16 protein-coding genes and 5 pseudogenes are annotated in these 21,029 nt (G+C 42.0%); all 21 read left to right on the forward strand.

The window, feature by feature from the left end; translation table 11 throughout:
* The first annotated feature begins 9 nt into the window (after window positions 1-9).
* Window positions 10-2,571 (forward strand): heavy metal translocating P-type ATPase, encoded by a 2,562-nt coding sequence (locus tag CK1_RS03545; RefSeq protein WP_015524948.1) that lies wholly within the window; start codon window positions 10-12, stop codon window positions 2,569-2,571.
* Window positions 2,572-2,833: 262 nt separating this feature from the next.
* The gene (locus CK1_RS03550; protein ID WP_015524949.1) at window positions 2,834-4,246 is read left to right on the forward strand and encodes an amidophosphoribosyltransferase; all 1,413 of its coding nucleotides are present in this window, start codon (window positions 2,834-2,836) and stop codon (window positions 4,244-4,246) included.
* Between the two features lie 190 nt (window positions 4,247-4,436).
* Entirely contained in the window at window positions 4,437-5,117 is a 681-nt protein-coding gene (locus CK1_RS03555) for an HAD family hydrolase (protein ID WP_015524950.1), read from the forward strand.
* Complete coding sequence (gene thiD, locus CK1_RS03560; protein WP_015524951.1) at window positions 5,114-5,917, forward strand: bifunctional hydroxymethylpyrimidine kinase/phosphomethylpyrimidine kinase; 804 nt, start codon at window positions 5,114-5,116, stop codon at window positions 5,915-5,917. The genes CK1_RS03555 and thiD overlap by 4 nt, the downstream gene beginning before the upstream one ends.
* 4 nt (window positions 5,918-5,921) lie before the next feature.
* Window positions 5,922-7,711 (forward strand): annotated as a pseudogene (locus CK1_RS03565) (aminopeptidase P family protein).
* A gap of 101 nt (window positions 7,712-7,812) precedes the next feature.
* Window positions 7,813-8,262 (forward strand): annotated as a pseudogene (locus CK1_RS03570) (amidohydrolase family protein); the annotation flags it as partial.
* Window positions 8,263-8,300: 38 nt separating this feature from the next.
* A complete protein-coding gene (locus CK1_RS03575) occupies window positions 8,301-8,627 on the forward strand; it encodes an amidohydrolase family protein (protein ID WP_306288719.1) in 327 nt (108 codons plus the stop codon).
* Entirely contained in the window at window positions 8,542-8,859 is a 318-nt protein-coding gene (locus tag CK1_RS03580) for an amidohydrolase family protein (RefSeq protein ID WP_015524955.1), read from the forward strand. Before CK1_RS03575 ends, CK1_RS03580 begins: the two co-directional genes overlap by 86 nt.
* A 358-nt stretch (window positions 8,860-9,217) precedes the next feature.
* A pseudogene (locus CK1_RS03585) lies at window positions 9,218-10,824 on the forward strand (beta-N-acetylhexosaminidase).
* A 168-nt stretch (window positions 10,825-10,992) separates the two neighbouring features.
* Window positions 10,993-11,658, forward strand: a complete 666-nt coding sequence (locus CK1_RS03590; protein WP_005423065.1) for a response regulator transcription factor — start codon at window positions 10,993-10,995, stop codon at window positions 11,656-11,658.
* A gap of 281 nt (window positions 11,659-11,939) precedes the next feature.
* A complete protein-coding gene (locus tag CK1_RS03595) occupies window positions 11,940-13,076 on the forward strand; it encodes a sensor histidine kinase (RefSeq protein ID WP_243269371.1) in 1,137 nt (378 codons plus the stop codon).
* Between the two features lie 131 nt (window positions 13,077-13,207).
* Entirely contained in the window at window positions 13,208-13,639 is a 432-nt protein-coding gene (locus CK1_RS03600; protein WP_353611117.1) for a DUF6034 family protein, read from the forward strand.
* Window positions 13,640-14,027: 388 nt separating this feature from the next.
* A pseudogene (locus CK1_RS03605) lies at window positions 14,028-14,657 on the forward strand (DUF6034 family protein); the annotation flags it as partial.
* Between the two features lies 1 nt (window position 14,658).
* On the forward strand, window positions 14,659-15,549 hold the full coding sequence (locus CK1_RS03610) for a hypothetical protein (protein ID WP_015524961.1): 891 nt from the start codon (window positions 14,659-14,661) through the stop codon (window positions 15,547-15,549).
* Between the two features lie 18 nt (window positions 15,550-15,567).
* Window positions 15,568-16,296 (forward strand): ABC transporter permease, encoded by a 729-nt coding sequence (locus CK1_RS03615; protein WP_015524962.1) that lies wholly within the window; start codon window positions 15,568-15,570, stop codon window positions 16,294-16,296.
* A gap of 46 nt (window positions 16,297-16,342) precedes the next feature.
* A pseudogene (locus CK1_RS03620) lies at window positions 16,343-16,988 on the forward strand (ATP-binding cassette domain-containing protein).
* Between the two features lie 2 nt (window positions 16,989-16,990).
* Window positions 16,991-18,304 carry a COG1361 family protein gene (locus CK1_RS03625; protein WP_015524964.1) on the forward strand — a complete coding sequence of 438 codons (1,314 nt, stop codon included), beginning with the start codon at window positions 16,991-16,993 and terminating at the stop codon, window positions 18,302-18,304.
* An 85-nt stretch (window positions 18,305-18,389) separates the two neighbouring features.
* Complete coding sequence (locus tag CK1_RS03630; protein WP_015524965.1) at window positions 18,390-18,710, forward strand: hypothetical protein; 321 nt, start codon at window positions 18,390-18,392, stop codon at window positions 18,708-18,710.
* A 2-nt stretch (window positions 18,711-18,712) separates the two neighbouring features.
* On the forward strand, window positions 18,713-19,006 hold the full coding sequence (locus tag CK1_RS03635; protein ID WP_015524966.1) for a hypothetical protein: 294 nt from the start codon (window positions 18,713-18,715) through the stop codon (window positions 19,004-19,006).
* A 492-nt stretch (window positions 19,007-19,498) separates the two neighbouring features.
* A complete protein-coding gene (locus CK1_RS03640) occupies window positions 19,499-20,416 on the forward strand; it encodes a M28 family metallopeptidase (RefSeq protein ID WP_015524967.1) in 918 nt (305 codons plus the stop codon).
* A 140-nt stretch (window positions 20,417-20,556) separates the two neighbouring features.
* Window positions 20,557-20,931 (forward strand): hypothetical protein, encoded by a 375-nt coding sequence (locus CK1_RS03645; RefSeq protein ID WP_015524968.1) that lies wholly within the window; start codon window positions 20,557-20,559, stop codon window positions 20,929-20,931.
* Window positions 20,932-21,029: the final 98 nt, after the last annotated feature.

The raw sequence follows: 21,029 nt of genomic DNA on the forward strand, positions 1-21,029 counted from the left end.
TGAAAGAAAATGGAACAATATAATGTAACTGGTATGAGTTGCGCCGCCTGCTCTGCCCGTGTGGAAAAAGCCGTATCAAAAGTTCCGGGGGTAAATAGCTGTTCCGTCAGCCTTCTGACCAATTCCATGGGAGTTGAGGGAACCGCTTCATCCGGCGAGATCATTGCCGCAGTGGAAGCCGCCGGATATGGTGCATCCTTAAAGGGCGGAGCTGCCGGAGCAAAGATTTCCATGTCTGCGGCAGAAGAAGCGCTGGAAGATCATGAAACTCCAATCCTAAAGAAACGCCTTATCACATCCGTGGGATTTTTGCTGGTGCTGATGTATTTCTCCATGGGGCACATGATGTGGGGATGGCCACTGCCGAAATGGTTTGACGGCAATCACGTAGCCATGGGACTGGTACAGCTGCTCCTAGCTGGTATCATCATGGTGATCAACCAGAAATTTTTCATCAATGGATTTAAGAGTCTGTGGCGCCGTTCCCCAAATATGGATACTCTGGTAGCTCTTGGCTCCATGGCATCCTTCCTGTGGAGCGTCTATGCATTGTTTGCCATGACAAGAGCACAGGTAGATGGAGATTCTGCTGCAGTTATGAATTACATGATGGATTTTTATTTTGAATCTGCAGCCATGATCCTCACACTGATCACCGTAGGAAAAATGCTGGAAGCCCGTTCTAAAGGAAAGACAACGGATGCACTTAAAAGCCTTATGAAGCTGGCACCCAAAACTGCGGTCGTGGTACGAAAGGGACAGGAATTTACCGTTCCTATTGAGCAGGTTCAGAAAGGAGAAACCTTTGTCGTCCGCCCGGGAGAGAATATTCCGGTGGACGGAATGATCCTGGAAGGAACCACCGCAGTCAATGAATCCGCACTGACCGGCGAGAGTATCCCGGTTGATAAAGAAACCGGAGATATGGTTTCTGCGGCAACTGTGAATCAGTCCGGATTTATCAAATGCGAAGCGACCAGAGTGGGAGAGGATACCACCCTTTCCCAGATCATCAAAATGGTCAGTGATGCGGCAGCCACCAAGGCACCGATCGCAAAGATCGCAGACCGTGTTTCCGGTGTGTTTGTACCGGCAGTGATCACAATCGCAGTGATCACAACGATCATCTGGCTTCTTGCAGGACAGACCTTCGGTTATGCTCTGGCAAGGGGGATTTCCGTTCTGGTCATCAGCTGCCCCTGCGCACTTGGCCTTGCAACACCGGTTGCCATTATGGTCGGCAACGGTATGGGTGCCAAAAACGGAATCCTTTTCAAAACAGCCGTTTCCCTGGAGGAAGCAGGAAAAGTCCAGATTGTCGCACTGGATAAAACCGGAACCATTACAAGCGGTCAGCCGGAGGTAACAGATATTCTTCCGGCAGAGGGAATCACAGAAACAGAGCTTCTCACGCTGGCCTGTGCACTGGAGAAAAAAAGTGAACATCCACTGGCAAAGGCAGTTCTCAAAAAAGCCGAGGAAGAGAACCTTGCCACAGGTGAAGTAACCGGCTTCCAGGCACTTCCGGGAAACGGACTTTCCGCTATACTTGGAAGTGACAAACTGACAGGCGGAAGCATGAAATTTATCAGCAGCCAGACAAAGGTTTCCGCAGACCTTAACAGGAGAGCCGAGCAGCTTGCAGAGCAGGGAAAAACGCCCCTTCTTTTCACACGAAACGGTAAACTTCTGGGAATCATCGCAGTTGCGGATGTGATCAAGGAAGACAGTCCCCGTGCAGTAAAAGAGCTTCAGAACATGGGAATCCGTGTAGTTATGCTTACCGGTGACAATGAGCGTACCGCAAAAGCCATCGGAGCTCAGGCAGGAGTTGACGATGTGATCGCAGGAGTTCTTCCGGATGGAAAAGAAAGTGTGATCCGCGCTCTGAAGGAGCAGGGAAAGGTTGCCATGATCGGTGACGGTATCAACGACGCGCCGGCACTTACAAGAGCCGATATCGGAATTGCCATCGGTGCAGGAACAGATATTGCCATTGATGCGGCAGATATCGTTCTGATGAAGAGCCAGTTAAGCGATGTTCCAGCGGCAGTACGTTTAAGCCGCGCCACACTTCGGAATATCCATGAGAATCTTTTCTGGGCATTTTTCTACAATATAATCGGCATTCCCCTTGCAGCAGGTGTCTGGATCCCGCTTTTCGGATGGACCTTGAATCCGATGTTCGGAGCTGCGGCCATGAGTCTTTCCAGCTTCTGTGTTGTAACAAATGCGCTGCGTCTGAATCTGTTTCAGATCCACAATGCAGCAAAAGACAAAGAAATCAAAAATCCGGTAACATTACACATCAGTCATGATGAAAATATAAAAGAAGAAAAGGAGAACAAAACAATGGTAAAGGTAACGGTCAATGTAGAAGGAATGATGTGCGGACACTGTGAGGCACACGTAAACAAAGCCATCCAGGCAGCTTTCGGAGCAGAAGACGTAGTTTCTTCCCACGAGAACGGAACAACTGTATTCTCTGTACCTGAGAAGGTTGACGAGGCAAAGGTTGAAGAAGTGATCAAGGAAGCCGGTTACGAGTTTAAGGGAATCACCCAGGAATAAGCCGGATTTTTAAACCACATATTTGCCAAATGGCCAAAAGAAACAGTTCTGTAAAAGCGGAGCTGTTTCTTTTGTCTCATACAGAAAAAATTTTCCACTTCTATAAATCCGGCTAATATCTTTATAGTTTATTCTGAAAAAGCAGGATTATCCGCCAAATTGGTTTTTATTTTCAATTCTCTTATGCTATACTGATAGCGATTATGGATATAGGAACGATAACAGAAATCGTTAACATCATAGTAGTAGAGAGGAGCGCATTATGAGCGGATTTTTTGGAGTAGCATCGAAGGATGACTGTGTACTGGAGCTTTTTTACGGAGTGGATTACCATTCTCATCTGGGAACACGCCGCGGAGGTATGGCTGTTTACGGAGAACATGGATTTGACCGTGCCATCCACAACATTGAGAACACGCCTTTCCGTACAAAATTTGACGGAGATGTGGGTTCCATGAAGGGAAATATGGGAATCGGATGTATTTCTGATTATGAGCCTCAGCCCCTTCTGTTCAGTTCCAGGATCGGCAGCTTTGCCCTCACTTTTGTGGGAAAGATTAATAATTACGATGAACTTCTGCAGCAGCTGTATGATACGACCAAGGTACATTTTCAGGAGATGACCAATGGAACAGTCAATGTGACCGAACTGATCGCTGCACTGATCTGTGAAAAGGACAACTTTGTGGAAGGTATCCAGTACGTACAGGGACTGATCGACGGCTCCATGACTCTGCTTCTTATGACAAAAGACGGAATTTATGCAGCCCGTGACAAGATGGGCAGAACTCCTGTGGAAATTGGCCGCAAAGAAGGGTCATACTGTATTTCCTTTGAAAGTCATGCCTATATCAACCTTGGATACGAAGATTATAAAGAACTTGGCCCCGGAGAGATCGTATTCGTAACAGCAGACGAAGTCAAAACTCTGGTTGAGCCCGGAAAGAAAATGAAGATCTGTTCTTTCCTCTGGGTTTACTACGGATATCCGACAGCCTCTTATGAAGGTGTAAATGTAGAGGAGATGCGCTACCGCTGTGGAAGCATGCTTGCAAAGAGAGACGGCGATTCCGTGCGCCCGGATATTGTAGCCGGTGTTCCGGATTCCGGCATTGCCCATGCCATCGGATACGCCAATGAATCCGGCATTCCTTACGCAAGACCATTCATTAAATATACACCAACCTGGCCCAGATCTTTTATGCCGACCAATCAGAACCAGCGTAACCTTATTGCCAAAATGAAACTGATCCCGGTACGTGCGCTGATCAAGGATAAAAAACTTCTTCTCATAGACGATTCCATCGTACGTGGCACCCAGCTTCGCGAGACAACCGAATTTCTGTACCGCAGCGGAGCCAAAGAGGTTCATGTCCGTCCTGCCTGCCCGCCAATCATGTACGGCTGCAAATATTTAAACTTCTCACGTTCCAAATCTGAGATGGAGCTGATCGCCCGTCAGGTGATCGAGAAGAGAGAAGGCCCCAACTGTCCGCAGGAAGTTCTGGATGAATATGCAGATCCACATACAGAGAAATACGAGCAGATGGTACAGGATATCTGCGAGATGCAGAATTTTACAACTCTCCGTTATCACAGACTGGATGATCTTCTGGAATCCATTGGGATCGATCCTTGTAATATATGCACATATTGTTTTAACGGTAAAGAATAAAAAATGTTTTGAAAATAGAGCTGCTGTTTCAGATGAGCCTCCTTAACTCCCGGTTGCATTTTGGATATCTGCGGCTTATAATAAATGCGGATATATCTTTTGTGGTATATCCGCGTTTTTATGTCATAGGAAATTATTTCGTAATGTTCCAATGACAGAGTATCACAAAAAAATTTTCAGGAGTATAAACATGATTTTTCCTATAAAAGCCGTGATATTTGATGCAGACGGCGTCCTTCTGGATTCGCTCTCTGTTTGGAAGGAGCTTGGAAGACGATATATTACAGATCTGGGATATCAGCCGGTTGCGGAAATGGACGAAATCCTTTTTCCCATGAGTATGGAGCAGGGAGCGGACTGGCTGAAAAACAGGTTTACTCTTGTGTATTCCGAAGAAAAGATCGTGATGGATCTGAAATCCCGGATCCGTAAATACTATTTTGAAGAGGTCCCGGCAAAATCAGGTGCCAGAGAACTTCTTCAATGCTTTGCAGAACAGAAAATCCCGGCTGCGTTGGCAACCTCAAGCCCCAGGGAACATATCTGCCGGGCGCTGGAAAGAAACGGACTTCTTTCCTTTTTTGATAAAATCTATACCACCAGTGAGATCGGAGAAAGCAAACATTCTCCGAGGGTCTATCTTACAGCTGCAGAAGCACTGGGAACGGAGCCATCCCGGACGCTGGTTGTGGAGGATTCACTCTACGCGTTGCAGACTGCCGGAAATGCAGGATTTCTGACTGCCGGTATTTATGACGCATTGGGAGAACCGGATCAGGAACAGCTGAAAAAGGATGCCTATATCTACTGTCGGGATCTGACAGAGTTACAGAACTATATATTCACAGAAAACGGAGGAAACCAAAGATGAAAACAGCATTAACCATCGCAGGCAGCGATTCCAGCGGAGGAGCCGGGATCCAGGCCGATATTAAAACCATGATGGCAAACGGAGTATACGCCATGAGTGCCATCACCGCGCTGACTGCCCAGAACACCACCGGTGTCACAGCCATCCAGAATGCAACCGCAGAGTTCCTGGGTCAGGAGCTGGACTGTATTTTTACGGATATCTTTCCGGATGCAGTAAAGATCGGAATGGTTTCCGAAAGTGATCTGATCCATATGATCGCAGGAAAGCTCCGACAGTATCGGGCAAAAAATATCGTGGTGGACCCGGTTATGGTTGCCACAAGCGGTGCAAGACTGATCAGTGAGGAGGCGGTGGATGTTCTGAAGGAAGAACTGTTTCCTCTTGCAGATCTTCTCACCCCGAATATCCCGGAAACCGAGGTGCTTACCGGACGGAAGATCAAAAACGCCGATGATATGATCGAAGCTGCAAAACAGGTTTCCGAGCAGTATCACTGTGCAGTTCTCTGCAAGGGCGGACATAAGCTCAATGATGCCAATGATCTTCTCTATGTGAATGGAACATATCAGTGGTTTGAGGGAAAAAGGATCGACAATCCCAACACCCACGGAACAGGATGTACTCTTTCCTCGGCCATCACTTCCAACCTTGCAAAGGGATTTTCCATGGTGGAATCTGTAAACCGTGCCAAGGACTATATTTCCGGAGCCCTTGCTGCCATGCTGGATCTGGGAAAGGGAAGCGGCCCTATGGATCATGGCTTTGCGATAAAGAACAGTTATACAGAGGAGGCATAAGATTATGACAGTTACAGAACGGATCACAGCTCTTCGAAAACAAATGAAGGAAAAGGGAATCGATGCTTATCTGGTTCCGACCGATGATTTTCATGGTTCTGAGTATGTTGGGGATTATTTTAAATGCAGAAAATACATCACCGGATTTACCGGTTCTGCCGGAACTGCCGTGATCATGCAGGACATGGCCGGACTCTGGACAGACGGAAGATATTTTATCCAGGCTGCACAGCAGTTAGAGGGAACTCCGGTTACTCTGTTTAAGATGGGAGAACCGGACGTACCAACAATCCACAAATTCCTGGAAGAAAATCTGAAAGAGGGAATGTGTCTCGGCTTCGATGGCCGTACCGTAAGCGCAGAAGAAGCAGAGACGCTAGAAAAAATCCTTCAGAAAAAACAGGTACATTTTTCTGTAAATGAGGATCTCATCGGAAATATCTGGAATGACCGTCCGGCACTTTCCTGTGAACCGGTAATGGAATTATCCGAAAAATGGGCCGGAAGATCCAGAGCAGACAAGATCCGTGAGATCCGCAGCAAACTGAAAGAGAAGGGCGCAGACCTCTTTATCCTCACTTCCCTTGATGACATTGCATGGCTTTTAAATATCCGCGGAAATGATATCCACTGCTGCCCGGTAGTTCTTTCCTATCTTGTGCTGGATGACAGTGAGCTCCGTCTTTTTGTCAATGAAAAAGCCTTTTCGGATTCTGTTAAGGAAGCACTTTCCAAAGACGGTATTGCCATTTATCCATATGATGATATTTACACCTATGTACAGACGATTCCCGAAGAGAAAAAGGTATTTCTTTCCAGAAGCAATGTAAACAGCCGGCTGGTCAGCAGTATTCCAAAGCCGGTAACGATCCTGGACGGTGAAAATCTGACCCTTCTCCCAAAAGCCATCAAAAATGAGACCGAAGTCCAGAATGAAAAGACTGCCCACCTCAAAGATGGCGTTGCAATGGTGAAGTTTATCCACTGGCTGAAGAAAAATGCGGGAAAACAAAAGATCACCGAGCTTTCCGCTGCTGATAAGCTCTATGAATTCCGTTCCGTACAGGAGAATTTTCAGGGAAACAGCTTTGATCCCATCATTGCCTACGGTGCACATGGAGCCATTGTCCATTACAGTGCAACAGAAGAAACCAATATTCCACTGGAGCCAAAAGGGCTGGTTCTGATGGATACAGGCGGACATTATCTGGAGGGCACTACTGATATCACCCGCACCGTTGTACTTGGCCCGGTGACTGAAAAAGAAAAAAATATTTCACAGCAGTACTCCGTGGACACCTGAACCTGGCAGCAGCAAAATTCCGTTACGGCTGTACCGGCCTGAATCTGGATGCCCTGGCTAGAGGACCTCTCTGGGCTATGGAAGAGGATTACAACCACGGAACCGGCCATGGCGTAGGTTATCTTCTCAATGTACACGAAGGACCTCAGAGTTTTCGCTGGAAAAGCCCTGACGCGCTTCCGGCTCCTGTTCTGGAAGAAGGGATGATCACCTCCGATGAACCGGGATATTATGCGGAAAATGAATTCGGCATCCGTCACGAAAATCTTGTAGTTTGCAAAAAAGCCGAAAAAACATCCTACGGCCAGTTTATGAAATTTGAGCCACTGACTCTGGTCCCATTTGATCTGGAAGGTATCGATCCGGAACAGATGGAAGCAGGAGAGCGCAAATTGCTCAATCAGTATCATGCCCTTGTATACGAAAAGATTTCTCCGTATCTGAATGAAGAAGAGCAATCCTGGTTAAAAAAAGCCACACAGGAAATATAACCCGGAATTCACCTTAATATTTCCTTCCGACAGATACCATAAGAAACGCAAACCCATTTCAGGGATAAGAATAAATCCAACCAGGGAGGTACTTAGCGCCTATGAAAACAGAAAATAGAATTGATCACTACATCGATCTCCACGCACATCTGGACGGCTGCATTACCACAGAGATAGCCAGAAAACTTGCCGCATTGCAGCAGATCACGCTTCCGGCTGCCACAGATGAAGAGCTTCTTTCTCTCCTTTCTGTGCCGGATACCTGCGAAAATCTCAATGATTTTCTGAAATGCTTTGACCTGCCTCTTTCTCTTCTTCAGACAGAAGAGGCATTGGAAGAGGCTGTTTATCTTATCCTTTCTGAAATGAAAGACGACGGTGTGATCTACGCAGAACTTCGTTTTGCCCCACAGCTCCATACACAGAAGGAAATGACTCAGGAAACAGCGATCCATGCTGCATTACGTGGTCTGAAAAGAGCTCCCATCCCCGGTAATCTGATCTTATGCTGTATGCGCGGTGATCTTAACCAGAAAGAAAATCTGGAAACTCTGGAGCTGGCAAAAAATATCTTGTTGAAGATGGTGGCGTGGTTGCTATCGATCTTGCAGGAGCCGAGGCACTCTTTCCAACAGAAAATTACGAGGCGCTTTTTGCAAAAGCCAGAGAATATCAGGTTCCATTTACCATCCATGCAGGCGAGGCCGGAAATGCAGAGGATGTAAAAACAGCTGTCCATATGGGGGCAGTCAGGATCGGTCATGGTGTGAGGATCGCGGGAAATAAGGAAGTGATACAGCTTGTAAAGGATAAGGGGATTTTTTCTGGAAATGTGCCCTACAAGCAACCGCCAGACAAAAGCTGTGGAAGAAATGTCTGCTTATCCGCTGAAAGCATTTCTCGAAATGGGACTTAAGGTAACCTTAAATACCGATGATCCGGCGATTGAAAGAACAACCCTTTCCCGGGAATTCCGATATATGGAATCTCTGTTAGATCTTACCCAGGAGCAGAAAAGGCTGCTGCTTCTGAATTCTGTGGAGGCAGCCTTTACTTCCAGGAACAGAAAATGCAAACTGAAAGAACAGCTTTTTTCTGAACCGTATGAAAATTATGGTGAGCCGATTATTTACAAACGAATAAAATAGAACATTGACAGGGGGATACTCTGCTAAAAAAGATTGATTTGTTAAGAAGAGCAGAATTCCTAAAGAAAGAGGAATACGTATGAACATTGTTTTTTCATCTGATAAGAAAGAATATAATACTATTAAAAAAGGTACTGAAATACTGCTGGCTGAAAATGACGGTTTCAACCAAAACATAGAATTGTCTGTTGAATTTCAGGACAGACCAGAAATATTGATAAATAAAAGAAAAAACCAGATTCGTATCATCTGTCGGGAAATATCTCATTATTATCGCGCACTTAATTATGCCATACATCATATGAAAGAGGATGAATTTCAATATCAAGAGCATGTCTGTTTTGAAAGAAACGGTCTTATGCTGGATTGTTCCAGAAATGCTGTATTTACAGTTGAAAAGGTGAAATTCCTGATCAAGACACTGGCAAAACTTGGAATGAATGTACTCATGCTTTATACAGAAGATACCTATGAAGTAGAGGGGCAGCCTTATTTTGGGGCTTATCGCGGAAAATACACCAAGGACGAAATAAAAGAACTGGATGCTTACGCTTCCATGTTTGGGGTAGAGCTTGTTCCGTGTATTCAGACCCTGGCTCATCTGCACAATGCGCTGAAGTGGCCGGGAATGGATAAGATTCGTGATTCTGCGGACATTCTCCAGCCTGAAAAAGAGGAAACTTATCAGTTTATTGAAAAGCTGCTCAGCTCAGTAAAGGAGAATTTTTCTACCAACAGGGTACATCTTGGAATGGATGAGGCTGTCATGCTGGGACTTGGAAATTATCTAAAAGAAAATGGATATAAAAAAGGGTCACTGATAATCAGGGAACATTGTAACAGGGTCGTAGATATTTGCAGAAAATTAGAATTAAAGCCTATGATATGGAGTGACATGTACATTACAGCAAATTCTACAGGCGGATACTATGATCTGCCCGAAAACACGGACTGCTCCAAATGGGAAAAACCGAAAAAAGATTTAGGATTAGTATATTGGGACTATTATCATGATGATACCAGAACCTATGAAAAAATGCTGGATATCCATGCGCAGCTTTCGGATAACGTTATTTTTGCAGGAGGATCTTGGATTTGGAACGGAATTTCCCCCAATTATTCTAAGACCTATGCGTGTACCAAAGCAGCTCTTTCTACTTGTAAAAAATACAATATAAAAGAGGTGCTCTGTACAGCATGGATGGATAATGGTGCAGAAACCCCGGTGGATGCTTTGCTTCCGGGACTTGTACTTTTTGCACACCTTGATTTTCACAGAGACTATGACGAAACAATCCTTAAGCAGGAGTTCAGGGACTGCACAGGCGGAGAATTTGATGATTTTATGGCACTTGACAATTTTGATTCCTTATTCTTAAATACGAAAGAGAATAAAGAGGCTCAAAATCCTTCAAAATATCTGTTATACCAGGATCCAATGTTAGGCATTTTTGATTATCATGTGAAAGAATCAGGTGTCAATACAAAATCTTACTACCAAAACATACAGAAATGTATGAAGGAATGTGCAAAAAAACAGGAAAATATCAGCTTTTATTCTCATTTTATGAAAAACTGGCGGCGGTATTAGCTGATAAAGCCGATTTGGGCATGTGTATAAAATCAGCATATGACAGATCGGATAGAGCAGCGTTGAAAAATATCAGTCAGAATGTTATTCCTGGAATCATCTGCAATCTGACAGAGATGAAATCATCAAGAGAAAAAATCTGGATGAACGATGCAAAGCCATTTGGTTATGAGATTTTGGATATAAAAATTGGTGGCGTAATTACAAGACTTAAAAGTACAGGATACCGGATTGACAATTATCTGAATGGAAATGTGCTTCGTCTGGAAGAGCTGGAAGAGGAAAGACTTCCCTATTTTACCAAAGGAATGGACAAGCGGGAGAACTTATGGAATCGCATCATCAGTGGATGTGACTTAAATGACACAATCTGATAAAGGTAAATGAAAGGAATCCGGCTACGTATGGAAACCAAAACTATTCTCACAGAATGGTTTTGGTTTCCTTTTTTGCTGTTACAAATCAGTTACAACTGCAATATAGAATTTAATGTATAATTAACCTGTGAAAAGATAGTTATAAAAACATGTGAGGTGATAATTTTGAAGGCAAGAATTCTTGTGATAGAAGACGAAATGTCAATCAATGACCTGCTATGTATGAATCTGGAGATTGCAGGGTATGAAACAGTAGGATATCTGGATGGAAATGAGGCATATGAAGCAATTATTCAAGATCATGCGTTTCAGTGTGCACTTGTAGATATCATGCTTCCCGGAAGAGACGGCTATAGCCTGTTACCGAAACTGAAGCAGTATGAAATCCCCGTAATATTTCTTACCGCAAAGGGAGATATCGCGAGCAAGATAAAGGGATTAAAAGACGGTGCAGAAGATTATATTGTAAAACCATTTGAAATGCTGGAAGTGATGGTCCGTCTTGAAAAAGTACTGGAACGTAATGGCACTGTACAAGAACAGATTCAAATTGGTGATGTCATCATTGATACTGCTAGTCGTACTGTTACAAAAATGGGCATGGAAATCTATTTAAAGCCAATGGAATATAACTGCCTCATGGTGTTCGCCAAAAATCCGAATAAAGCACTGACCAGGAATCAGATTCTGCAGGAACTGTGGAATGAAGAGTTCTGCGGAGAAACAAGAACTGTGGATGCACATGTGGGTCGTATCAGGAAAAAGCTTGGCTGGCAGGATAAGATTAAAACAATTCCCAGAATCGGTTACAGACTTGAGGTGGATTTATGAAACTCTTAATAAAGATCTTTTCTCAGACTACATGTATCATTTTGTTGGTATCGTCAGGGATCTTTCTCTATACCACTTATTGTTGGAAAAATCAGAGTATACAGAATATCAACAGTTATGAAAGCAGTATATTCAGAACAAATATCTTACAGTTTGAAAATAAAACAAGCCTTTCTGACAATCAGAAACAGAATGCCGACAACGAAATGCGCCCCCAAATAGTTACTTATGCTTTTCGGCAGGTTTTTCATGACAGCGCGGTTTTATATCTTGATGGAAAAATGATCTATAATGGAACTGTTTATGAATTCGATGTAAAAAAGTTAAGAGAATTATGTGAAAGTAAGGCAAACATGGTGGATCATGGCAGCAACAGTGACGGTCATGGCCCTATGATCAGTCAGATAAATGGAAGGACACTTTTGTTATTTTACTATGGCAATGTAAATATGGGATATCAGATTATTACTTATAAAGATATAACAGATGTAATAGAAAAAAGTCATCTGCTGTTTTTTCAGACGGGTGGATTTACTTTATCTTTGATCGTGGTGATGGGAATTATCCTTTATTTGAGCCTTCGAAAAATCACAGCACCGCTTACAAGCCTAAGAGAAGCTACGCTTCTTGTTTCTGAAGGTATTTATGATTTTAAAGTACCGTCAGAGGGAAATACAGAACTTGCACAGGTAGGTGCAACCTTTAATTTTATGACAGGTAAAATAAAAGAACAAATTGAAAGTCTTTCTAACATAAACCGGACACAAAAACAGCTTATTGGAAGTCTGGCTCATGAGCTGAAGACCCCAATGACTGCAATCATAGGCTATGCAGATACATTGCTTACTGTGCGCCTAACCCCGGAAAGGCAGGAGAAGGCTCTGATTTATATTGAAAATGAATGTCGCAGGCTTTCAAGACTTTCTATGAAAATGCTGGAATTAACCGGACTCTACGAAGCTTCGGAAGACTCATTCAATCCAGCTGAAATACAGGTGGATAACTTTCTGAAAGAAGTAAAAGAACTCATTGATTGCAGGCTTCAAGAAAAAAACATCTCTCTTGATGTATTTTGTGAACCAAAAGAATTGGTAAAGAAGTTTGATCAGGACTTAATGATAAGTGTAGTGACAAATCTAATTGATAATGCAGTCAAAGCTTCCAGGAAAGAATCTAAAATTGTGCTTGAGGCAACCCCAGACCATCTGATGGTTCAGGATTTTGGAAAGGGAATACCGAAAGAGGATCTGGAAATGGTGACGGAACCATTTTATATGGTAGATAAATCTCGTTCCAGGGCAAAAGGAAGTGTAGGACTTGGTCTTTCTTTATGTCAGAAAATTATAGAACTGCACGATTTCCAACTGAAGATTGAAAGCAATCCGGGAAAAGGAACTACCGTCTCTGTTTTCTGGTAATCACACTAACGTTTACATATCAGTTACAAATCGCGAAAGATTTGGTGTAATGCTCGATGATATACTTATAACAACCTTAGAAAGGAGATATTACCAGAAATGAGAAAAACATAAGAAAGTTTGCAGGAATAGTGCTTTGTATTGGAATGTTTACAGGATGCGCACAGACCCCGGATTCTTCTTTGGTAAAGCCGAAGGGGAGCAAGGCTGTAGATGCTTATACGGAAGCGGATGATGTTAGCGGTTCTAAAGGAGAAGCATCTGAAAGTAAGAACGATGACGGTTCAGAGTCAAAGACAACCATCAGGAATCTCATTGATGCTCCTCAAAATTATAAAAGCCATGTGGAAGATGACAGTGCCAAGCTCGTGGTAAATACAGATGCAAGCGTAGAAATTCCGGAAGTGGAAAAGATATCTGCTATTTCTGTCACCGCGGCAGAAGTTACCCAGGAGCTTCTCGACCGTATTACAAACGCATTCTTCTCAGAGGCAAAACTTTATACCATGGATAGTTATTACGTGAAGACAAAGGATGAAATTAAAAAACTCTGGATGAACTAAAAGAAGACGTTGCAAACGGAAACCTGGATCCGTATAACTATGGAACAGATGATGATGGGAATTATGTCTATGATATCTATGAAGATATTGAGACATGGGAACAGGAATACGAAACTGCTCCGGAAAAGAAAACCCTGACAGAGGCAAAACCTGTTGCCGGAAATTTTTTCGATTGTATTGCACAAATGCCAGACGATTCACAATTCTATTATAAAATATCTTCCGATGGCTCCGATACCTTGTCAGTCAAGATCAAGAAAGCAGCAAACAAGGGCGGGGAAAAAATACCGGAGGATGCAATGTGGTGTGATTACGGATATTCTGAAGAGGAAGAAAAACCCACAGAAGAATCTATCGGGCTGTCCCTGGATGAAGCAAAAAACTTGCAAAGGAAAAAGTTGAAAAAATGGGCATCACAGATTTACAGTTTTCTAACTGGAATTACGCGGTGTGCAAAAGTTTTGAAGGCGATAATAGTTCAGGTAATTTTGGAAATGGATATAGAATTGACTATGCACGTACCATAAATGGTGTGCCGGTAACTCAGACAATTGCAGACGGTGGGGCATTGGAAGATATGGATAGTACAATGGAAACATGGTCTTATGAAAGTCTCTGTTTCTATGTCGATAAAGATGGCATAGAAAGCATGACTTATTCAAATCCCTACACAATTGGTAACATAAAGACAGAGAATTTAAATCTTCTTTCATTCAGCGAGATTATGAAAATTTATGAAAAAATGATGGTGGTAACAAACGCTGATAATATGCAATATGAAAATTCCAGGATCTATAATATTGATCGGATCGTTCTTGGTTATGCCAGAATATATGAGCCGTCTACTGACGCACACACAGGTATTTTGATCCCCGTCTGGGATTTTTTCGGCAGCATGACTTCAGAAAGTGAATATAACGGAGAAACAGAATCAAATACCAGTAAAGATCCGAATGAAAGTTTCCTTACCATTAATGCCGTGGATGGCAGTATCATAGACCGGAATCTGGGTTACTGACATGAGACAGGTATTTGGAATTGTAAGGTACAATTTCTTCGGATTTTTACGCAATCCCAAAGTTATTTTTGTATTTCTGTTAGAATTTGTACTTAGTTTCCTGCTTACAGGCAGAATCATGGTTGTAATGGAGACCTACGATACACCGGTACAGGCCATTGAACCATTTATCTGGACATTTGGGGATGGGATAGCAGTACTGTCCAGTTCGCTGCTCTTGCTTCTTATGTTTTCTGACCTGCCGAAGATGACACCTATTACTCCATACCAGCTGACCCGGACAACCAAGAGGAAATGGCTTTTAGGTCAATTCATTTATGTTATTCTTGTAACTGTTTTATATACGGTTTTGATGCTGCTGTTTACGGCCGTGCTGTGTATGAAAAAGAGTTATCCAGGTAACCTGTGGAGCGAAACTGCGGCCATGCTTGGTTATTCAGAATTAGGAAAAAACCTGCAGGTCCCTTCTACAGTAAGGGTCATGGAAAGTATCTCACCCTATGGCTGTATGCTGCAGGTTTTCTTCCTTCTGTTTTGTTATTCGTTGACCTTAAGCTTTGTAATCCTTGTAGGAAATCTCTATAAAGGGAAGACTAAGGGGATGATTTTTGGCCTTCTTTACAGTGTCTTTGGTTTTTTATTGGACCCGAAAGTACTGGCTACAATTTTACATAAAGAAAAATACGAAATGTATCAGGTAAATGTATTAATCTGCTGGATCAGTCCTCTGAACCAGGCAGTATACGGAAAACATAACTTAGGTTATGACCCATTGCTTCCGAAAATCACGCATTCCTACATGTTTTTTCTGGGTATTTTAGTTCTTCTTGCAGTTTTTGCAATTAACCGGATGAAAAAATATACCTTTGAATTTCTTGGAGAAAAGACATGATCGGAAGGGGGAAAACCTATGTGGGGTGAAACAAAACGTATGTTTTTTAATAAGAATTTTCTGGCAGCATGGCTGATAGCCTGCATTTCCATAGCCATTGGACAGACTTATCCCAGCTTAAAAAAAGCACTGACATGTAGTACTTTTATCAGTATACTGGAAGGTTCCTTAAAAAGTCAGGCAGTATCTTTTGCCATTCCGGTAGCAGCCGTATTGCCATGGAGTGATTCCATTCTGCAAGAATATAAAAGTGGATTTTTAAAGGAGATACTTCCCAGAACGACTCGCAGACAGTATATCGAAGGTAAAGTTTTTTCCATTATGGTATCTGGTTTTATGGTCTGGACGTTATCTATACTAACGGTACTTTTTATCAATTTTATTGTGTTCTATCCGCTGGAGATAAAGGGTGCTATTCAGAAAGAAGCACTTCTGGACTTACTCATGAAGGCATTTCGGACAGGATTTATCGGAAGTATCATAAGTACTTTCGGTGGAAGCTGCGGGATTTTATGGGATTCTGCTTACATGGCATATGGAATCCCTTTTGTAAGCTTTTATTTCGGAATTATCCTTCATGACCGCTATTTTAAGAATCAGATATGGTTTTATCCAGTAGAATGGATACTGGCTGATGAAAATTGGGGACCGGACAAAATAGGAGTTTGGCTATTTCTACTGTTGTTTTTATTAGTAATGCTGGGAATTCTGGGAGGTGTTTTATATGGAAGATTGGAAGAAATCTGAAGGGACATTTAATCTGGCCTGTGATCTGGAAAGAGCAAGTGGAATGATGCAGAACACCTGCGTAAAAATAGAACACGTGACCAAACGTTTCGGTGAAGACATCGTGTTACAGGAAGTAAATCTTTCCCTGAAAACAGGGAACGTCTATGGGATTGTTGGAAATAACGGTTCAGGAAAGACCGTCCTTATGAAATGCATCTGTGGGTTTCTTCCTGTAACTACGGGCGCTATTTTTGTATTTGGAAAAAATAGGCCATGATGTGGATTTTCCTGAAAGTCTTGGAGTTATTATCGAGACTCCCGGTTTTCTTACACAATATACGGGCTTTAAAAATCTGGAGATCCTGGCAGACATGAATGGCCGGATCTCGAAGGCCGATATCCGCATAGTCTTAAAAAGGGTAGGATTGGATCCGGACATGAAGAAACCAGTCGGAAAATATTCCCTAGGAATGCGTCAACGCCTTGGTATTGCACAGGCCATTATGGAAGATCCTCTGTTTTTGATCCTGGATGAGCCGTTTAATGGACTGGATAAACATGGCGTGGAAGAAATAAGAGAACTGCTGCTGGATTTAAAAGCAGCAGGAAAAACCATTTTGCTGGCAAGCCATAATGAAGAGGACATCAGAATCTTATGTGATCACGTATATGAAATGGATGGAGGAATCTTAAGAGAAAGGACTGCCTGATAATGAGAAATTTATTTGTAAAAACGGCATTAGTATTGTGTACGACAATAATATTTCTTCCAGCTACCGTTTTTGCCACAGAGCCTCAAAACACGGAGATTACATCTGCTGAAGAAGGATTTACGGACTCAGATCCGTCCGTATCTTATGAGAATGACAACTCGTTAACCCTTGATGAAAAAGAGGATGATTCTACGAGTACCGAACCTCCGAGTACCGAACCTCCGGTAGAGGATGAAAAGACTCCTGATAAAGCTGATAGCGATAAAGAAAATCCGGATCCGGATATTTTTACATCAGGAGATGACTTTGGTGATGGTTCTAAATCGAATCCTTTTCATGTTGTAATAGACAGTGATAATCCGGAGGACGGTGACGCCCCGCAGATAACAGATCCGGTTATAGACAACGGAGGGTATTCGGGCGGTGGGGGAGGAGGCAATTCAACATCAGACTCATCAAGTGAAAAAATATTACATAAACCGCAGGTATTATTAGAAGACAGCAATCTTTCAGGTGGACGATTGGAGGCTGGTTCTACAACAGAAATGTCGCTGACATTTCAAAATAAAAGCTGCAGTCAAAATGTATTTGGTTTAAAAATTTCCCTTTCTACAGAGAACAAAGGAATTGAATTTGAGAAAAACTCTTTTTATGTACAAGTCCTAGCTCCTGGTGAAGCAATTACTTTGGAACAGATGATTACTATAACAGAAAACTGTGATCCTGGCCAGGCTGTCATTACTTTTTCTCTGGATTATGAAGATTCGAAAGCAACGGCAACTACCGGTACAGAATTACTGTCTTTTCAGATCATCCAACCGGTTCGTGTTAAGCTGGAAGCTTCAGATATTCCATCTGTTTTATACACTATGGATACAGTAGAGATCCCGGTAAAAGCAATGAATCTCGGAAGAGACAAAATATACAATGCAAGTGTCAGCTTAAAGGCTGATGAATTAAGCTCAAACGATACTGCATTCTTAGGGACCATAGAGGCCGGAGATTTATCCCAAGGAAGTCTTCGCATATATGTAAAAGGAAAAACAGGAAAATGTGCAGGGCAATTAATTCTTACGTATGAGGATGCCGATGGCAAATCATATGAGGAGGAAATAAAATTTGATTCTGAAATCAAAGAAACTCAGATAAAGTCTTTAAAGGTTGAAGATGACCAGGAGAAAACCAATAACTGGTGGTATTCCATAGTTGCAGTTGTTGCAGTACTGCTTATTTCCATAATCCTGATTCTGGTCAGAAAGCTTCATAAGAAAAATATCCTTCTCGAAGAAGTGAGAAAGGCGGATTCTCATTGAAAAGAAAAAAATAGACAGCTTTACCTTATTTGTCATACTTCTGCTGGCATTGATACTTACATTATTAGGAATGCTGCTGGCAGGTATGAAAGAAGAAAAACGGCAATTTACTGTGTTGCTCCCACTTGGAGATCTGGCTTATGATGAAGATTTTTTGCAGAAAGCGAAGAAGATAAAAGGTATAAAAGAAATCTGGCCAGTCATAGAAGTCCCGGTTGTCATCAAAATTGAAGATTATACGGAAACAACGACTTTTTCAGGAATTGATATGAATGCGTTTGGAAAAAATCCAACTCAGAATGAACTGGGGAAGATGCCGTTGTTATTGCTGGGAAATGGTTCCCTACGGGATATGAAAGACTATAATAATCATGCCATTTCAAAAAACAACAGGAAAAATTTTTAGAGATGGGTGAAAACCTGAATATTTTTTATTCCCTGGATGAAAAAGAGAAGGATACTTCCAAAGCCACAGATGATCTTACTACCTTATCCAGCAATTCCGCAAGAGGACCGCAAACCTCATATATGCCCTGTAAAGCCGCTGTAGTAATAGAAGGCAACGAAATCTACATACCCATTTCCCAGGCACAGGATCTCTGCAGAGAAATAGGAGAGCCTTCTGAAATCAGTAAAGTATATCTAAAAATAAATGGAAAAAATAACCTGGAGAACGCAAAGAAAATACTTTCAGGAATTTAACATAATATATAGCAAGAAGTCTCTTTCCTTTACAGATGTGCAATGAATTGTAAAAGCACTGTACGAACGCTGTAAAAGCAAAAAAGAACACTTGGTTGGTGATGCAGTTCATGGTATAATAGTATCAGTTGATAACATAAATGATAAAAAAGCTAATTTTGTTAAAAAAGGATCACAATGTACATTTAGAATATCAGATTTACCGCCTTTTGATCATGTGGTTGTAATGTTCCGTGCATAGCCCAGAATGGAACTAAGTAAATTTATCAATGTCTGTCCCTTTTTCAAAATCTGAGATTTAATTGGCAGAAGTATATCACATGATAATGTTTATGGTATGGAAAAAAGCTTTCGTTGTAGCCTATGGTTCTGCATGGAAAGTTATTGGATAAAAGATACTGATTAATACTTGGTAAAATGAGGGAGCTCACAAATGAAAAAATTACAATTGCCTTAATTATGGTTATATCATTAATAGCACCAATTCAGACAATGGCGGAGAGTGTTACCCAGAACGGTACAATAATAGAGCCTTTGGAACAGAATATTGAACAGATCATCGATGAAATCACTTCTGAACCGCGTCCAATAAATTCTGATGCAATACAGAATGTAAAAGAATATATTAGTGAATATTTTGGCAATCTGGGATATGACAATATAGAATACCAGAAATTCGAATATAACGATGAAAACAATGAGAATGCAATAAGGCATTCCTCGCAGGCAGATGTGTTTCTGGCATCAACAGCCGAGAATGCAATTGTTGACGGCATTGGTGAAAATATCATTGTGACAAAAAACTCATCTATTGATACTACAAAAAATCTGATCATAAGTGCCCATTATGACAGTGCAGAAGATTCGGTGGGCGCCAATGATAACGGTTCCGGAGTGGCAGCAGTGCTTGAACTGGCAAGGATTTTAAAAGATACAGAGATACCGTATAATATAAAATTCATCCTGTTCTCGGGCGAAGAGAAATATATGCTGGGTTCAAGATGGTATGTTGGTAAGCTGACGGAGGACGAGCGGAAACAGATCATCGGAGTAATAAATATTGATACTATTGCAGAAAAAAGTGATCTGGGTTATATGGCGATGATCGAAGGAAACAAAAGACCAGACAATGCGGAATATGATGATGAGGGATTGAAAAAACTGGCAGAATTAAATAAAAACAGTATGTCAGAACTATTTACACCCAGTGACAGATTTTTCCTGACAATGGCAACCAACAGTGACCATTATCCGTTTGCATTAGTGAATATCCCGGCAGTATCTATTGTCCAGGACTGGCAAGATGGTTTGAACGTGAATGATAGTTCTGATGTAAAAGAAAATATGGATATACAGAGAATTGTGGAAGTGATTGATCAGGTTATGGAAGTACTTCCAACGATCAATTAAATTTATATTAAAAATCTCCCACTAATGGTAGTGCCAGATAAAAAACATTGTAGAAGTCAGTAATATTAATGTTTTTCATGGTGCTAGCACAGTGTGAAGTCGAAATAATCAAATACTGACAGAGACTAGGAGGTGGAATAATGAAAAAATGGATCGTGATGCTGGCGGTACTTGTTATGTTCTGTCTGGCGGGATGCGGGGAAAAGCCGATGACAGCAGTGTATTTTCATACAGATGATAACAGCTGGTATTTTGCGGATCTGGACACGGACACGATTTTCTCCGGAACGATACCGGATAAGCTTACGGATGAGAATGGAAAGAAGCTGACAGAGGAAGATATGACAGACGGAGATGTTTACCTAATCTATGGAGATGGTATCATGCTGGAAAGCTTCCCGGGACAGTATCCGGGAATCACAAAGATGGTACGGAAAGAACAGGGCAATCAGGAAAAGGCCGATCATTACCGGAAGGAGCTGCTTTCCATGATGCGTCCGGTGACTGGAGAGTGATAAAATAAAGCTTTTTTAGAAAAATATTAAAAGAAAATATATATCCATTTCTTCTATATTTTGATAAACTATATATTAAGGCCACTGAGAAGAATAAA

Origin of the sequence: Ruminococcus sp. SR1/5 (genome assembly GCF_000209835.1) — a bacterium.
Taxonomy (GTDB): Bacteria; Bacillota; Clostridia; order Lachnospirales; family Lachnospiraceae; genus Blautia_A; species Blautia_A fusiformis.

Excerpts from the sequence above, each read along its gene's own strand:
- CK1_RS03630 (WP_015524965.1), top strand. The coding sequence starts at position 18,390 with ATGAAAGAAGAAAAACGGCAATTTACTGTGTTGCTCCCACTTGGAGAT.
- CK1_RS03595 (WP_243269371.1), top strand. The coding sequence starts at position 11,940 with ATGATCTATAATGGAACTGTTTATGAATTCGATGTAAAAAAGTTAAGA.
- CK1_RS03550 (WP_015524949.1), top strand. The coding sequence starts at position 2,834 with ATGAGCGGATTTTTTGGAGTAGCATCGAAGGATGACTGTGTACTGGAG.
- thiD (WP_015524951.1), top strand. The coding sequence starts at position 5,114 with ATGAAAACAGCATTAACCATCGCAGGCAGCGATTCCAGCGGAGGAGCC.
- CK1_RS03555 (WP_015524950.1), top strand. The coding sequence starts at position 4,437 with ATGATTTTTCCTATAAAAGCCGTGATATTTGATGCAGACGGCGTCCTT.
- CK1_RS03615 (WP_015524962.1), top strand. The coding sequence starts at position 15,568 with ATGTGGGGTGAAACAAAACGTATGTTTTTTAATAAGAATTTTCTGGCA.
- CK1_RS03640 (WP_015524967.1), top strand. The coding sequence starts at position 19,499 with ATGGCGGAGAGTGTTACCCAGAACGGTACAATAATAGAGCCTTTGGAA.
- CK1_RS03545 (WP_015524948.1), top strand. The coding sequence starts at position 10 with ATGGAACAATATAATGTAACTGGTATGAGTTGCGCCGCCTGCTCTGCC.
- CK1_RS03580 (WP_015524955.1), top strand. The coding sequence starts at position 8,542 with ATGTGCCCTACAAGCAACCGCCAGACAAAAGCTGTGGAAGAAATGTCT.
- CK1_RS03610 (WP_015524961.1), top strand. The coding sequence starts at position 14,659 with ATGAGACAGGTATTTGGAATTGTAAGGTACAATTTCTTCGGATTTTTA.
- CK1_RS03635 (WP_015524966.1), top strand. The coding sequence starts at position 18,713 with ATGGGTGAAAACCTGAATATTTTTTATTCCCTGGATGAAAAAGAGAAG.
- CK1_RS03625 (WP_015524964.1), top strand. The coding sequence starts at position 16,991 with ATGAGAAATTTATTTGTAAAAACGGCATTAGTATTGTGTACGACAATA.
- CK1_RS03645 (WP_015524968.1), top strand. The coding sequence starts at position 20,557 with ATGAAAAAATGGATCGTGATGCTGGCGGTACTTGTTATGTTCTGTCTG.